This window comes from Butyrivibrio sp. DSM 10294 (assembly GCF_028539135.1).
Lineage (GTDB): Bacteria > Bacillota > Clostridia > Lachnospirales > Lachnospiraceae > Butyrivibrio.
The window spans coordinates 95,422-111,399 of sequence record NZ_JANSWL010000078.1; the positions used below are offsets into that span (position 1 = coordinate 95,422).

Here is a 15,978-nt window from a genome sequence, read left to right on the forward strand (position 1 = left end):
TTAGATTCCAAGAAAGTTCTTAACTGCGCTCTCCATCTCGCTCTTTTCCACAACCGTCTTGTGTCTTATCTCAGCGGTTCTGATGGATTCAACTGCCTCGGGTATAGCAATTCCTGAAACAGCACTTAGCTCATCTGCCAGAGCAAAGTCATCCTTGCTCTCATCGCCCTTGCCAAGGGCATTCATAACGCTTCTTGTGAACTTATATGGGCTTGCTGTGGAAGCAATAACTGTTACGGTCTTATCTGCGGTGTCCTTAACATACTTGTCGTAAACAGCACTTGCAACCGCTGTATGTGTATCGATGAGATATCCTGCATCCTCAAAAAGCTTCTTGATGGTGGCAAAAGTCTCTTCCTCTGAAGCGAAGTTACCATAGAAATCTGTGAGCTTACTTCTCATCTCATCTGTGATAACATACTTGCCGTTCTCGGAAAGGTCCTTCATGTAAGCTGCATCTGCTGCTGAATCATCTCCTGCAATGTGATAGATAAGTCTCTCAAGATTTGAAGAGATAAGAATATCCATTGAAGGCGATGAAGTAAGCACAAACTCACGGTTTCTGTCATAGGCTCCTGACATGAAGAAGTCAAAGAGAACCTTGTTGGAATTGGATGCACAGATAAGCTTTGCAATAGGCACACCCATGTTCTTGGCATAATAAGCCGCAAGAATGTTTCCAAAGTTACCTGTGGGAACAACTACATTGATGCTGTCGCCGTCGGCGATTCTGCCCTCCTTGAGGAGCTTGCAGTAAGAATAAACATAATAAACGATCTGAGGAACCAGTCTTCCGATGTTTATGGAGTTGGCTGAAGAGAACTGGAAGCCCTTCTCATCCATAACCTTGGCAAGCTCAGGATCTGTAAAGAGCTTTTTAACGCCTGTCTGGGCATCGTCAAAGTTTCCTTCGATACCGATAACACAGGTGTTATCACCCTTCTGTGTAACCATCTGCTGTTCCTGTATGGGGCTTACGCCGTGCTTGGGATAAAAAACAATGATCCTTGTGCCTGGAACATCTGCAAAACCTGCAAGTGCAGCCTTACCTGTATCTCCGGATGTAGCTGTAAGAATAACGATCTCATTCTTGGCGTTGTTCTTCTTGGCAGCTGTTGTCATGAGATATGGAAGAATTGAAAGAGCCATATCCTTAAAGGCAATGGTTGCTCCATGATAGAGCTCCAGGTAATATGCTCCACCTGCCTCTGACAAGGGTGCAATCTCCTCTGTGTCAAACTTGGAATCATACGCGTGTGAGATACAGTATTTGAGTTCCTCCTCAGTATAATCCGTCAAAAGAAGCTTCATAACCTCATAGGCTGTGCCCTGATAATCAAGCTGTGCTAATTCTCTCAATGACTTCTCAAGGGTGGGAATATGATCCGGAACATATAATCCTCCGTCCGGTGCCAAACCTCTGAGAATCGCCTCAGACGCCTTGATCTGTCCTTTTGCTCCTCTGGTACTGCTGTACAAAACTTCCTTTGCCATTGCTTTCACTCCTCATTTATTGGTAAAATATTAATTGATATAGCGATAATTATAGATTTTTCAAGGTAAGATTTTGCCCTTTGAGTAATCAGTATACCATAATACCCACGAAAATATCTACCATTCATTTTAATACTTTGAATTATTAAAGCACTAAACAGAAGGTTTGTAAAGATGGCAGAAAAGATAAGTAAGATCCGCAATATCGGCGTCTACGAAACTGCCCTGAAGGACGGTACTCCCTCCTTCAGAGCCTCCATCACCCACGGCGGAAAGCATATTTCCCTGGGGTCTTTTTCCGATGCGAACACTGCTGCCGTTGTTTACAAAGAAGCCCGTCACATATTATCGGACCCTGACTTTGTTGTTTCTTCATACAACTCCAATATGTACCTTCCCTTTGATAAGTGCGTGTGCCTTATTAATTTCAGGGATAAGGGCATGTACATCTCCAATCCTATTTATCTTGAAAAGAAATACTTCTTTTATTATCTGTCTCCAACGCTTGTCTACAAATTCGATATAGAGGATCTGTTTTACTACTCTTCTCATAAGATCATGAAAAGAGGACGTCATCTTTTTGTTGCGGACTACGGCAGTCAGCTGTCCGTCCTTGCCCGCTACGGGATCAAGAGCTATGCCGTGGAAGGAAGAGATTACCGCTTTGCCAATGATGACAGTACAGACCTTAGATATGAAAACATCATCATTCTGAACAGATACAGAGGTGTAAGGCAATTTGCCGAAAAAGGCTTCATCCGCTACAAAAGCGTAATACATGTCAAGAGTAATTATGTGATCGGCAAGTACAACACAGAAGCCGAGGCAGCCATCGCCTATAATAAAGCCGCTGATATTCTCAAAAAAAATGGGATAAAGAAAAATTTCCAACTTAACTACGTGGAAGATCTTTCTCCATCCCAATATGCCGATATTTACACTAAACTTAAGGTTTCAACTAAAATTTATGAACTTCAGCAGACACCCAGATCAACGTAATAATTTCTGAAATTACCGGGCTCCACATATACATTTACGGGATAGCCCACATTTAATCTGGCTCTGACATCATTAGTTACGTTGTATAATCCTTCGCTGACAAAACGGTATTCCGCACCGCTTGATGGCTCTACATAGTTTGCATATACAACAATAGGTCGCTGTCTCCTGCTAAAAGCGTTACCGGTTCCGGTAATATTTGTAATTATGGCCTGTACAATCCAGCCATTTTGCAGCAGTCTCTCTTTTTTCTTTTTCGCAGCCACGACGATACTTACTATGATGGCTCCTGCTATTGCAAATACGAAACCTATTCCGCCAAATATATATCCAATGATATTCATACCGGGTGCCATGATCTTGGAAGGATCATCGGGATTCAAAAGAATCTGCACCTCATCTCCAACTTCCATTCCGGTAGTGTAAAAACCGTAACTTACATGCTCATAGGCTCTGCCTTCGTAAGTATAATCCACATAGGTGTAATAAGTTTTCTCTTTTCTGTTTCTTCCGTCTCTATGAACCGTTCTGGTTTCAACCTCTATGTCAGATATAACTCCGGTTATCTCAACAGCGTTTGCCTGAAAATTATGGAAAAAAACGGATATAAAAATTCCGACACCAAAGAAAATCAAGCCAAGAGCTAATAACACTGATCCAACAATAGTCCCAACAAAATTCTCTTTATTAAACATACTTAAATCACTTTCTCCATTCCTGTTTTTTCTTAATTCTAGTTTCATAAGCTTATATTTCAAAGCTTTGATCCCACAAATTAAAACAGTCCATTTCTCCAATCCTTCATATTATATCTGGCAATGGCTGTAACTCCCACTATAGTCCAGGTAACTCCCGTTGCAACCCACAGTCCCCAGGCTCCGAGAAAAGGAAGCGAACACAGAAATGCGGGGAATATTACTCTTCCCGTCATCTCGGCTATTCCTGAGATAAGCGGAAACTTGGCATCTCCTGCCCCATTGAGTATTCCCCTTCCCACATAGATTGCTCCAAGTGGCAGATAGAATATAGAAAGGATCTTCATTGCTTTTGATCCGAAGCTTATGATCTCGGTCTCCGAACCATCAATGAATATTTTCACGAACATATCGCTGAAAAGCATCATAACAGATATCATCACCGCAGCATATATAACCATCATTATCATGCCGCTTCTAAAGCCCTGTTTGACTCTGTCACCTTTTTTGGCGCCGATATTCTGACCGGTGTAGGTAGACAGCGAATCCTGAAGAGCCTTGAACTGCATATTGACAATGTTCTCAATCTTGCTGGTGGTGGTAAAAGCAGCAACAACAATAGAGTCAAAGGAATTGATAACTCTCTGAAGGATAACGAAGGACAGCGCAATAAGTCCGCTCTGAAGTGCCATTGAACCTCCAAGGGTATAGCACTTGCGGATAACATCCGGATCCAGTTTCCAGTCGCTTCTCTCAATCTTAAAGACAGGATTTCTCCAAAAAGCATATGCAATGGAGCCTGCGGCAGACAGAGCCTGCGCCGTAATTGTGGCAAGCGCAAGTCCCACAACTCCCATCTTGAAATATATTACAAACAAAAGATCCATAAAAACATTGAGAAAGCTGGATACTATAAGAAAATACAGAGGTGTCTTGGAATCTCCCACACCTCTCATAATATAGGAAATCGTATTGTAAAGAGCTGTTCCTATGAAACCTATGCAGGTAATGGCCATATAGGCTGTGGCGGAATCCACGATATCCGCAGGAGTTTTCAGAAGGTTCCTGAGCACATATCCCGACAGGCTAAATCCAAGAAATCCCACAAACAACGCTGTGACACTCACCATAACAAAAGCATTGGTTATCACCTTCCTAACACTTTTCATATCGCCGCTTCCGAAATTCTGAGATATCAAAATTCCGATTCCTGTCGCAAGACCGTTACCAAGTGCAAAGAACAGATTGGTAATTGAGCCGGTGGATCCAACTGCAGCCAGTGCCTTGGCGTCTATGAATCTTCCTGCGATTATTGTATCCACGATATTATAAAACTGCTGAAAGATGTTTCCCATCATCATGGGAAGCATGAAGGACAGAATAAGCTTATAGGGTACGCCTTCAGTCATGTCCCTGGAAAACTTTTTTGATGCTGTCTGGGCCATAAAAAATCCTCAATTATATCAATACCGGTTTTAGTTACCAGTTTAGTTTCTCCCTGAGATACGCCGTCAGAGCTGCTGTGGCATTCTCATGGGACTTTTTTCCGGGGTGCATATGAGCTCCGAAGGTCTCCATGGTGGTGTTTGGAAGCTGGAAAAAGGATACATTGGTGTCCCCTGTTTCTTCCTTGTACTTCGCTATTGCTTCAGTGATTGTAAGGTTCAGATCACATCCCAGCATGCCATAGCACCAGGCCAGATGGGCTTTGGGATTGTTCTTTCTGAGCATTTTCAGGAAATTCACCGCTGCATTCTCTACCTTGAGCTCGTCCTCCCTGTTAAGGGATCCGTCCTCATTTCTTCTCATCTTGTAGGTCTTGCCATCCTCAGGATTTACAAGAGGTGGCTGTGAAAAAGAAGTAATGTCATTGGTTCCCAAGTTTACAACTATAGCATCGGGCTGCCAGGATGTAAAGTCATAGGGCTCATCCATACCAAGTTCCTTAGAAAGAGGCCCTGTCACAAGACCGCAGACCTTCTCATATACCTTGGGAATATTGTGCCTTGGATCATTGTCCCAACCGCAGAATACTCCCCAGCCGCCCTGGGACAGAATGTGGTAGTCAGCATCAAGCTCTTTGGCCGTCATAACAGCATAGTTCACGGAGGCGCTCATATACATGGCAAGCCAGTCTGTATCTGTAACAGCGCCGTAGCTCCCCTCTCCGGAGGTGATGCTGTCTCCGATGAATTCAAGTCTTCTTGTGAGCTTTCTCACCTCATGAAATTCGCCGTTTAGTTCAAAGCCGTGAACCAGAACCTTGCATTTCTCATCCTCGCTCATAGCCTGAAGCTCTCTGTAGAATTTCACGGTCTTAATTCCGGCGGGATCCATGTTTCTGAACAGGCAGATCCTGTGTTTTCCCGGAAGCAGCATCTGTCTCCCCATAAGTGCTCCGTTCAACTCATAGGCAACCCATGGCTCATGGAAGTCGTTGTCCGTCTCCACCTCGATCCATAAGTCGGAGCCAGAAACCCTGATCTCAACGGCGCTGCCGTTAAAAAGAAGCGGCAAGGGCTGTCTTACCCTGCCAAGTCTTCCGTAGATATTTATATTTCTGTCTTCAATATCATTTACCGCAAAATACCTTAACTCTCCCATCTTTTTTCCCTCTCTGACCTAAGCATTATATTTTATTATATTGCTTTTCGTTTCAAAAAAAAGCGCATATTCAACCTTTTTTACTGTGTTATAATATCCATTGGTCAAAATCAAAAAAAGGAAAAGGATAAAACATGAATTACGTATACGAGACTCATCTTCACACTGTGGAAGCCAGCAAATGCGGCAAAACTCCGGGTAAAGACTACATAGACTATATGATAGATCTTGGTTACAGCGGAATGATCGTAACCGATCACTTTTTTACCGGCAACAGCTGCGTACCGGCAGACCTTCCCTGGAGCGAAAGAGTCGAGATGTACTGCAGCGGCTATGAGCATGCCCTTGAAGCAGCCAAAGGCCGCGACTTTACCGTAATGTTTGGAATAGAATATAACTTCCAGGGGGATGAATACCTTCTCTACGGAATAGATAAAGAATGGCTTCTTGCCCACCCTGAGATCATGGAAAGGGACAGATGCCTTGTAAGAGACCTGGTTCACGAAGCAGGCGGCATTATGGTTCAGGCTCACCCTTACAGAGAAAGGGACTATCTGTCCGCAATACACCTTATGCCCTCTGTATGCGATGGAATAGAATGCTACAATGCAGCCAACCCGGATTATCAGAACGCTCTTGGTTACCATTTTGGCAAAGAGCATGATTTCCTGATGACAGGCGGCTCTGATATTCATCTTCTGGGTCAGAAAGACATGGGCGGAACAAGTTTCCCCTACAAGATTGGTTCAATCTCCGAGTTTGTCAGAGCTTTCAAGGCAGGAGACGGCACTCCTGTTCAGAAAAGAAATGCAGCCGAGGCAAAAAAATTCATTTCCGTTGAAGCTACAAGTGAACTTACTACGGTAACACAGCCGCCTGTTCTGCCGGTTATAGATCACGATAATTTGTGATTTGTCCATTGAACCTACTTTATTGTATACTTAAATTATATTAATACTTAAAAATATGGGGTAATATATGGATTCATCAGAAAAAAGTATCAAAACGACGCTCAAAAAAGACTTCTTCAGACTGGTGGTCGTTCTTTTGTCAGCTCTTCTCATGGCGTTTAACATCAACACCTTCATCAATGCAGGAGGACTGTATCCAGGCGGCGCCCAGGGAATCACCATCATCACACAGCGAATATTCAGCAAGTACTTTGGCATCAACCTGCTGTATACTCCGATAAACATTGTCCTCAACGCGATTCCCGTCTATATCGGCTACAGATATATCGGCAAGAAGTTCACCCTGTTCTCAATGATAATGGTGTTCTTCAACGGTGTATTCGTCGATATTCTCCCATCCTTCCAGGTGACACATGATCCGCTTCTTGTGGCTGTGTTCGGAGGTATTGTAAACGCAATAGCCATTACCATGTGCCTTAAGGTGGATGCCACCTCCGGCGGAACAGATTTCATATCAATCTTTTTGTCACAGAAAAAAGGAATTGATGCCTTCCCTTATATTCTGGCAGGTAATATCGTCATCCTTACAGTTGCAGGTATCGTCTTTGGTTGGGACAAAGCGCTCTATTCCATGATATTCCAGTATGTAACAACTCAGGCGCTTCACGTACTGTACAAGACCTATCAGCAGAGAACCCTGTTTATCATTACCGACATGCCCGACAGAGTATGTTCTCTCATCTACGCAACCTGCGGACACGGTGCCACACTTATTGACGGCGAAGGTTCTTTTGCACATAAGAATAAAAAGATTGTTTACTCGATAGTAAGCGCTTCTGATACCAGAAAGCTTATTCCCAAGATCAAAGAGATTGACAGAAATGCATTTATCAATTCAGTCAGAACAGAAGAAATTATGGGTAACTTCTATATGAAGCCCAGAGATTAATAGCAGAAAAGGACGGCCATGGCCGTCCTTTTCTATCAATTTGTTATCTCATCAACTCTGTCAGCGTACTTGATCCTGTATATACGCTTCAGGGAATCATCAATCCTGCTCTCGGATATCTCACCACTCTTAACTGCTTCCAGAAGGCCATTGTAGGCTGCTTCAAAATCACTGCAGAGGTAAATCATATCCGCTCCGGCACTCAAAGCCTGCACTGCAATTCTGTCTGCAGGATAACTGTCTGTTATAGCCTTGTCATTAAAAGGTCCGGAAATAACGATTCCGTTAAAACCAAGGTTCCCTCTAAGCTCTGTATTTATCATTGTCTCGGAGAGACTTGCGGGAGATGAATCAGTTGCAATGTTAGGAAGTACCGCATTGCCAACGAGCACTGCCGTAAGATTATCCCCTTCAATAGCATTCTTAAAAGGTATGTATGCCCCTGCCTCAAGATCCTCTTTGGTCAGTTGAGAAAGGGTCTCTTCATCTGTATCAGCTGATACCGGGAAAGAATTGGCACAGCTGTTAATGCCCTGACTCTTAAGTCCTATTATGAACGATGTCATACGGTTTCCGGCTTCACCGGGGTCCGCTCCGAAATGATTGTCCTCTGATAACACTACTGTCGGTGCCAGATTCATATTGAATCCGTATTTGTACATAACAGCTCCGATCTTGGAGCCTGCCTGCTCTGCAGATGCTACATCAGTGATCTCATCCGCTCCAACAGTATCTATGGAGGAGGTTATGGCTGACTGAATATTGCCCTCTTCGGAAACCATGGTAAAAATAGGATATTTACTCATGGATACTGTAGCCTTAAGCATATCGGTTATCTGGTCCTCTGACTTGATATTCTTGGCTGCATAGGATATTCCTCCAACTGCATATTGCGCAAGAGCATCCTGGGTTCCGCTTCCGGCCTTAACCGCCGTCTCAACACCTGTTATCTGCTCCGGAGTTACGATGAACAATCCTGCCACCTTATCCTCCAACGGCATCTCTGAAATACAGGTATCTACTATTTCCTCCAGAAGGTCCTCCTCAGACAGTTCCGGGACTTCCTCTTCTTCCTGAGGCGTCTCAATAACTATCTCCTGGCTGGACTGTTCAGCAGCTGCAGCCTCCTGTACCTCCTGCACGATTTTCTTATCCTTAAGAATCCCCTTAAGATAGTGTATGCCAAATGCCGCTCCCGAAATTATAAGCAATAAAAAGACAGCAAGAGTAATAGCCGCCATCAGCTGGCTTCTCTTCCTCCTCTGTCTCCTGCGAAGTCTTTTCTCATCTAAATCCTGATCTTCAAATTTACCCATTTTATCCCCGTCAAACAAAACTAATTTCTACTGTTCTATTTTAACATAAAATGGCCTGATCTTGAGATAAAAAAGACAAAAAACTAGGGCAGAAGCTTCATCTATATTACCTGCTTCTGCCCTCATACCGAGTACTTATCTTCAATTTCCTTGTTTATTCCGTCCAATGGACCGTCCTCCGATCTTCTCAGCCAATTCGTTCCATTTACTTTTGCATTCATATGCTGTGGTTGCAAACCGTTACGTTTGTCCTAGCCACTACTCATGTACTTGAAATGCTGTATTTTGGGATCTTATTTCCTAATACTTCGTTTGAATACTTTTAAAACTCTAAATCTTTTTAAAAAACCTTTTTAGTAGTCTGGTGGTCTGTACCATCCTTTCCCTGAATATTTTAATTAACTATCCCTTTGGACCATACCTGCCTTTCTTTCTCCCCAAATCGACATATTGGCTAGAGAAGTATTTGTGTTTCTTTTCTCTTGATGTACTCATTATAGCACCCGGCATTAAGTTGTCAATACATTTTTGCAATAAAATTAATGTTTTTTGATTATTAGGCCATAATTGTAAAATAATCTGTGTATTATTCTAATTGAATATACATTATACACAATTATGCAGATTCATTCTCAGCTGTTATAAATGCCGTGATAATGCAAAATCTGTTTTCACACACTTAACATCCCCCAAAAATAGCAAATGATATATTTACAGAATTTTTAATGATCTATGCCAACAGTTGACTGAGGGGATGACAATGGGACGGTTTTTATACCAGTGGGGACGGTTCTGTTTGGTAAAGTTTTGCAGACAAAACTTTACCAAACAGAACCGTCCCCACTGGTATAAAAACCGTCCCATTGTCATCTGATCATATTAAATCAATTTCAATCAAGGGGATATCTGTCTGTAAGCTCCTTGATAATAGCGCGGGCTTCGTCGTTCTTCTCGCCCTTGTTCTTGATAACAATAGCAATAGCCTCAGCGATCTTGTCCATGTCTTCCTCGTTCATGCCACGGGTTGTAACTGCAGGTGTTCCGAGACGGATACCACTTGTAACGAAGGGAGACTGCTGCTCGTTTGGAATAGTGTTCTTGTTGGCGGTGATATGAGCATCGTCAAGCCATGCCTCAACCTCCTTACCGGTAAGACCGTAGTTGGTAAGGTCAACCAGCATCAGATGATTGTCAGTGCCTCCTGATACGATCTTGATATCTCTCTTCATAAGGCCATCGCAAAGGGCCTTGGCATTCTTAACAACATTCTCAGCATAGGTCTTGAACTCAGGTGAAAGAGCTTCCTTAAAGCATACAGCCTTGGCTGCAACAACATGCTCAAGAGGTCCTCCCTGTATTCCGGGGAATACGGCCTTGTTGAACTTGAATTTATCCTGTGCAGCCTGGTTCCAAAGGATAAGTCCTCCTCTGGGTCCTCTGAGTGTCTTATGTGTTGTTGTGGTAACAACGTCAGCATATGGGAATGGGCTCGGATGAACACCTGCTGCCACAAGACCTGCTATGTGAGCCATATCAACCATAAGTACAGCGCCGCAGGCATCTGCTGCTTCTCTGAACTTCTTGAAATCAATGGTTCTGCAGTATGCGGAAGCACCGGCAATGATAAGCTTGGGCTTGTGTTCTACTGCAAGTCTGTACATTTCTTCGTAGTCAAGAACACCGTTCTCGTCTACACCGTAAGGAACTACCTTGTAATAGGTTCCTGAAATATTGGCACTGCTGCCGTGGGTAAGATGTCCGCCCTGGTTAAGGTTCATGCCCATGATGGTATCACCGGGCTGAAGAAGAGCAAACTGAACAGCCAGATTGGCCTGAGCTCCGGAATGGGGCTGAACATTGGCATAATCGCAGTTAAAGAGCTTCTTGGCTCTGTCTCTTGCTATGTTCTCTACTTCGTCTACCACATAGCATCCACCATAATATCTTTTTCCCGGAAGGCCCTCAGCATACTTGTTGGTAAGGGGGCTGCCCATTGCGGCCATAACTGCCTTGCTGGTCCAGTTCTCTGAAGCGATAAGCTCGATGTGATCGTTCTGACGTGCAACTTCCTTTTCGATAAGAGCTGCTATCTCAGGATCCACTTTTTTAAGTTCATCAATTGAATACATTTTCCATTCCCTCCTGAAAAAGATAGATTAATACTATTATATTTTTTCAATTTAATGCACTAAAGCAACATCCCGCTTATCGTAACACACTCTCGTAAAAAATGCTATAATAACTGTATTAATTTAATAATTAACAAAAGAAAAGTTGGGGAATGATATGTATTATTGCATTGTTAATCCTTCTGCCCGCTCGGGAAAAGGAAAAGAAATCTGGGACAATCTTGAAAAACGTTTCATAGAAAAGAAAATCGAATACCAGGTGGTTTATACCAAAGGTCCGGGACATGCAACCAGGCTTGCATCTCAGATAACGGAGAAAATCGCCGACGATAAAAAGAAAGGCCATGAGCTTCCAAAAAAAATCGTCGTTATGGGCGGCGACGGCACACTAAACGAAGCCATTAACGGTATCAAAGACTTCGACAACACTCTTTTGGGTTATATTCCCATCGGCTCCAGTAACGATTTTGCAAGGGATCTGGATTATCCCAAGAATATCGACGATCTGCTGAACCGAATAGTTGAGGGCAAGGTCAGACGTCATCTTGACCTTGGTAAACTCACCTACAATGCCATGTCCAGAGACATGTCGCGTCTTCATGACGAGCATATTCTTAATACAAGACTCTTTGACGTAAGTTCAGGAATCGGCTTTGACGCCGCCGTATGCGAAGAGGCCCTCTCCTCCGGAACCAAGAACTTTTTTAACAAAATAGGTCTTGGCAAGCTCACCTATGGAACCATTGCCATCAAGCAGCTCCTGGGTGCTGAGAAGATTCCCTGCGAAGTAAAGTTTGCCGACGGAAATACTGTTAAGCTTGATCACTTCATCGTTATAACAGCTATGATTCATCATTATGAAGGCGGAGGCTTCAAATTTGCTCCCAAAGCGGATCTCACAGACGGACTTTTTGATATCTGCATGGCTGGTAATCTGGGAAGATTCAAGATGCTGGGCGCTCTCCCCTTTGTTTTCTTCGGACATCACTACTGGATAAGAGGAATTGATCATTATCTCACGGATAAGATCACCATCAAGACAGATAAACCCATGTGGGTTCACACAGACGGCGAAGTATCGGTTAAATCCGACAACATCACACTTGAGTGTCTCCGCAAAAAACTTCAGCTTATGAGCTAAGTGCATATACCAATATCAACAGTAAGAAAGAGCATGGGATGTAATATCTCATGCTCTTTCTGATATTCTTGTTATGATAATCTTAGTTGTATCTGTAAGCAACCCGCTCCTGCCTCTTCCTGCAAAAGCTCTCCACCAGTGATGTGTGATAGAACACATAGTAGAAAATCGTTGCCATGATAAAGGCAGTAATAACATCATAAACGGAATGCTGCTTAACAAATACTGTTGAAAGGATAATCGATGCTCCTATGATATGTCCGATCACCTTGGCTGTCTTGTTAAATCTCCTGCTGCGCTGAATGGCGATCATGGTTCCGATTGAATTGTAAACATGAATGCTGGGCCACAGGTTGGCAGGTGTATCGGCCTTGTATATTCCAAGGACCAGGTGTGTAAATAAATTGTCCCTTGGCATTACTACAGGTCTAAGGTGATGCATGTTCGGGAACAGGGTTGAAATAATAAGGAATATCGTCATTCCTGTAGCCAGGAAGAAGAAATTCTTGTAATAATCCTCCACTTCAAAGCTAAACATAAGTATCAGCAGTGTTACCGAAACATACAAAAACCACATGTAGTAAGGAACAATAAACGCTTCCACAAAGGGAATAAGGTCATCGAGCTGCGTGTGGATTATCGCATAATGCGAAAATCTGTGATGCTCTATCCAAATGAACCAGATAAGATAAATAGGCGCATAGACAAAAATCGGTGTCGCAAGCTTCAAAAGATCAGACACCGTATCTCTGTCAAACGGTCTTCCGGCCCACTTCTCGTATAGTTTTTTCATAAATAAATCCTCATTGCAAAGAAACTGTATATGTAATTATGTCAGCTCTTGCACTAAATCGCATTACTCCTCAAGTAGATTATGATCATCTACAAAGATAAATTATATCATATTATCGTTATCAATTAAAGTGGAAGATCTTCTGCAACAGTTTGTAGCCTGCAAGAGTTATCTTTCTTCCGCCTTTTCCGGGCAGGTAAATATAGGTGCCCTCAATGCTGTATCTGATCTTCATATACAGAAGGAAGTTCTTGTCCTTGATGTACTGAAGAAGCTCTTTTCTCTTAGCCAGGTTCTCAGGAGTATCCTCAGTGATAAGAAGCACTGAAGAAATAGCTGTAATGATCTCCAGATAGTTAAACATGTATTTATGTCTCTCTCGCTGAGAACGGATCATGCCATAGTTCTCTACATAGTAATCGATCATAAGCTTATTTACACGGATCTGCTGATCGATTCTTGAAAGCATGATCTTCTGATTAACGGACTGATCCTCCCTTCCAATGTAGTAATAGTAAAAATTAACATCAAGATAATACATGTTCTTAACAAAAGGAAGCGGATTGAAAACATAAATGTTATCAACATAGAAGGTATGCTCCGGAAGTCTCAGACCACACTGTTTAAGAAGTTTGGTCCTAAAGATTACGGAATGCATAAGAAGATAATGTCCCTTTGGAGTTCTCTTAACATCCTTCCAGGTAAAGAGCTGCTCGATGGGGAACATGGTGTTGTAGCGCATTACCTTGTGTCTCTTCTCTCCAACCTTGTTGTATACAAAGTTACTGATAAGAAGGTCAAGAGGCTTCTCCCCTCCTGAAAGCTCTGAAAGAGTTGATAAGATCTTTCTGTAAGCTATCTCTTTTACCCAGTCGTCGGAATCAACAACCTTGAAATAAAGTCCGGTGGCATTCTCAAGACCTGCATTTACAGCAGAACCGTGTCCTCCGTTGGGTTTGTGAATTGCTTTGACGATCGTAGGATATTTTCTTGCGTACTCATCTGCGATTTCTGCAGTTCTGTCCTTGGATCCGTCATCTACGATAAGAATCTCCACCTCTTCTCCACCGAGAAGCAAAGATTCGATACATTTCTCCATGTAGGCTTCTGAATTATAGCAAGGTACTGCTACTGAAAGTAATTTCATTTGTTTCTTAACTCCTTAATCTACTGCTTTCAAATTTTTCTATGGCACTGAGACAGGTACGAAGATCGTTAAAGCGATCGTACACATCCCCCTTCTCCACAACAACGCCCAAAGACATTGCCATTATGTCTATCATATCATTGGTTATTATGGGGCGAAGCTTGGATAAAATATCGTTCTTCTCCGCTGCCAGGTCTGCATCCAGGAATTTGATCACCAGCGGATCAAGATTGAGCTCACTGGCTTCCTCATCGGCTGTCTTGGCCATAACCTGCGAGGGCTTATATGGTTCTTTCCTGAAGTCCTCTCTGGCCTGTTCAAAAGTTCTTTTTCCTGAAGGTGTTTCGAAGGAAGAAGTATCATTCAACTCCTTAACGGAAACCTCCTTGGAAGGGCTGACTTTCTCAAATCTATATTCCTGAACGGCGTTAGGATATTTTACTCTGTCCACTTTGGACATAAACATATCAAGCGGACGTACATATATCTTGTAATCACCGTACAAGGCCTGATATACCACCATCTCTTCCCTGGTCTCGGAATGAGTGGCCACTGTAACTATCTGATACAGATTTCCTTTAAAATGCCTGTATAACTCCTGTGGGCTTGGTTTAACCGGTCTTTCCACCTTATAACCTCCTAAATCAATACACATTTATTTAGTATAACCTTAAGTCAGTTTTTTTTAAACCACCTTTTTGACCGTTGTACATTTTATTATGACCATTTCGACACTGATGACATAATCCAGCTTGCCGGTCTTGACCGCTTCGTCATTGGAGGCACACAGCTCCAGAGCATCCATAAGCTCCTGATTGCTGTATCCTCTGGCCCAGTTCTGATATTTTCCGACAAGAAAAGGGGCAATCTTAAGTGCACTTGCGATACTTCCCTTATCACGCCTGTTGTCTGTCATCTCCTTGACCTGCAGCATGATATTAAACTGCCTTGTGATAAGTGCAAGGATCTTGGCAGGAGGCTCCTTAAGTGCCAGCAGATCATAATAAAGATCGATGGCTCTCTTCTGATTCCTCTCAACAATGGCATCAGTCATGGCAAAAATGCGGCTGGTAAGCCAGTTGGCGCAGACTGCCTCGATATCCTCCTCCGTTATGCGGTCTCTGTCCATGCAATAGCACACAAGTTTCTCAATCTCCGTGCTGATATTGGACATATCCGTTCCCACTCTCTCAAGGAAAAAAGACGCAGCACCGGGTGAAATGTTTTTTCCTTCGGAAGTGACTCTGGAAAGGATCCACCTGATAAGCATCTGATCATCCTGTACATCACAGCTTATCTCAAAGCCCGTCTTACTGAGGGCCTTATAAATATCTTTCCTCTTATCCAGGTCCTTTTCCACAAATATTATGACTGCAGACTCAGCAGGACTCTTCAGGTAATCCGCAAGCTCAGGACATCCGTTTTTGAAAAAGCCGCTGTCCTCTATAAGCAGTACTCTTTTATCCGCAAGAAAAGGCATTGTCTCTGCCATATCGATTATTTCAAGAGGATTGATGCCGTCTCCCTCATATCTTGTGAAATTCATGGAAGAAGCATCCGCGGAAAGAGCCTTGAGAAGCTTGTCCCTGTTCTGGTATCTCAGATAGGCTTCCTCACCACAGATAAGATAACAAGGCTTAAAAACCCCGTTCTTGATATCATCGTTTAGTTGTTTTTGCTTTACCTGAAAGTCTGACGTTTTAGCCGGCATTTTATTCCTTTTCCAAATGGTTGTAATAATATCCCTAATATTTTAGCAAGTTGGCTGACCAATAACAACTGACTATTTGACCAATTTCC

Annotated in this window: 14 protein-coding genes; 4 read left to right on the forward strand and 10 right to left on the reverse strand. The window is 42.9% G+C overall.

All coding sequences use genetic code 11. The features are described from left to right. On the reverse strand, nucleotides 1-1,494 hold the full coding sequence (gene thrC, locus NXH67_RS11180) for a threonine synthase (protein ID WP_022777057.1): 1,494 nt from the start codon (nucleotides 1,492-1,494) through the stop codon (nucleotides 1-3). Between the two features lie 174 nt (nucleotides 1,495-1,668). On the opposite strand from thrC, the gene NXH67_RS11185 reads away from it, so the two are divergent. Continuing rightward, nucleotides 1,669-2,493, forward strand: a complete 825-nt coding sequence (locus NXH67_RS11185; protein WP_272797426.1) for a hypothetical protein — start codon at nucleotides 1,669-1,671, stop codon at nucleotides 2,491-2,493. Here NXH67_RS11185 and NXH67_RS11190 read toward each other — a convergent pair. From NXH67_RS11190 to NXH67_RS11200, 3 genes are all read right to left on the reverse strand, one after another. Next, the gene (locus tag NXH67_RS11190) at nucleotides 2,469-3,188 is read right to left on the reverse strand and encodes a DUF3592 domain-containing protein (protein WP_272797427.1); all 720 of its coding nucleotides are present in this window, start codon (nucleotides 3,186-3,188) and stop codon (nucleotides 2,469-2,471) included. The two genes, NXH67_RS11185 and NXH67_RS11190, sit on opposite strands and share 25 nt — an antisense overlap. 80 nt (nucleotides 3,189-3,268) lie before the next feature. Next, nucleotides 3,269-4,633, reverse strand: coding sequence for an MATE family efflux transporter (locus tag NXH67_RS11195; RefSeq protein WP_272797428.1), 1,365 nt, complete (start codon nucleotides 4,631-4,633; stop codon nucleotides 3,269-3,271). Nucleotides 4,634-4,667: 34 nt separating this feature from the next. Beyond that, nucleotides 4,668-5,792 carry an SGNH/GDSL hydrolase family protein gene (locus NXH67_RS11200; RefSeq protein ID WP_022777053.1) on the reverse strand — a complete coding sequence of 375 codons (1,125 nt, stop codon included), beginning with the start codon at nucleotides 5,790-5,792 and terminating at the stop codon, nucleotides 4,668-4,670. 134 nt (nucleotides 5,793-5,926) lie between these two features. On the opposite strand from NXH67_RS11200, the gene NXH67_RS11205 reads away from it, so the two are divergent. Continuing rightward, nucleotides 5,927-6,703, forward strand: a complete 777-nt coding sequence (locus NXH67_RS11205; protein WP_272797429.1) for a PHP domain-containing protein — start codon at nucleotides 5,927-5,929, stop codon at nucleotides 6,701-6,703. Nucleotides 6,704-6,770: 67 nt separating this feature from the next. Next, nucleotides 6,771-7,652 (forward strand): YitT family protein, encoded by an 882-nt coding sequence (locus tag NXH67_RS11210; RefSeq protein ID WP_272797430.1) that lies wholly within the window; start codon nucleotides 6,771-6,773, stop codon nucleotides 7,650-7,652. Between the two features lie 35 nt (nucleotides 7,653-7,687). Here the strand turns inward: NXH67_RS11210 and NXH67_RS11215 are convergent, their stop codons facing one another. Then, on the reverse strand, nucleotides 7,688-8,968 hold the full coding sequence (locus tag NXH67_RS11215; protein WP_272797431.1) for a glycoside hydrolase family 3 N-terminal domain-containing protein: 1,281 nt from the start codon (nucleotides 8,966-8,968) through the stop codon (nucleotides 7,688-7,690). 890 nt (nucleotides 8,969-9,858) lie between these two features. Continuing rightward, nucleotides 9,859-11,097 (reverse strand): serine hydroxymethyltransferase, encoded by a 1,239-nt coding sequence (glyA, locus tag NXH67_RS11220; protein WP_022777049.1) that lies wholly within the window; start codon nucleotides 11,095-11,097, stop codon nucleotides 9,859-9,861. A 157-nt stretch (nucleotides 11,098-11,254) separates the two neighbouring features. Here glyA and NXH67_RS11225 point away from each other — a divergent pair, with 157 nt between their 5' ends. Further along, nucleotides 11,255-12,238: a diacylglycerol/lipid kinase family protein gene (locus NXH67_RS11225; RefSeq protein WP_272797432.1), complete on the forward strand. Its 984-nt coding sequence runs from the start codon at nucleotides 11,255-11,257 to the stop codon at nucleotides 12,236-12,238. Between the two features lie 82 nt (nucleotides 12,239-12,320). On the opposite strand, the gene NXH67_RS11230 is transcribed toward NXH67_RS11225, so the two are convergent. The 4 genes from NXH67_RS11230 to holA form a co-directional block, all read right to left on the reverse strand. Beyond that, a complete protein-coding gene (locus NXH67_RS11230) occupies nucleotides 12,321-13,031 on the reverse strand; it encodes a phosphatase PAP2 family protein (protein WP_272797433.1) in 711 nt (236 codons plus the stop codon). Nucleotides 13,032-13,152: 121 nt separating this feature from the next. Next, nucleotides 13,153-14,178: a glycosyltransferase family 2 protein gene (locus NXH67_RS11235; protein ID WP_022777046.1), complete on the reverse strand. Its 1,026-nt coding sequence runs from the start codon at nucleotides 14,176-14,178 to the stop codon at nucleotides 13,153-13,155. 7 nt (nucleotides 14,179-14,185) lie between these two features. Then, nucleotides 14,186-14,806: a DUF1653 domain-containing protein gene (locus tag NXH67_RS11240; RefSeq protein WP_022777045.1), complete on the reverse strand. Its 621-nt coding sequence runs from the start codon at nucleotides 14,804-14,806 to the stop codon at nucleotides 14,186-14,188. 57 nt (nucleotides 14,807-14,863) lie between these two features. Next, a complete protein-coding gene (gene holA / locus NXH67_RS11245; RefSeq protein ID WP_272797434.1) occupies nucleotides 14,864-15,889 on the reverse strand; it encodes a DNA polymerase III subunit delta in 1,026 nt (341 codons plus the stop codon). Nucleotides 15,890-15,978: the final 89 nt, after the last annotated feature.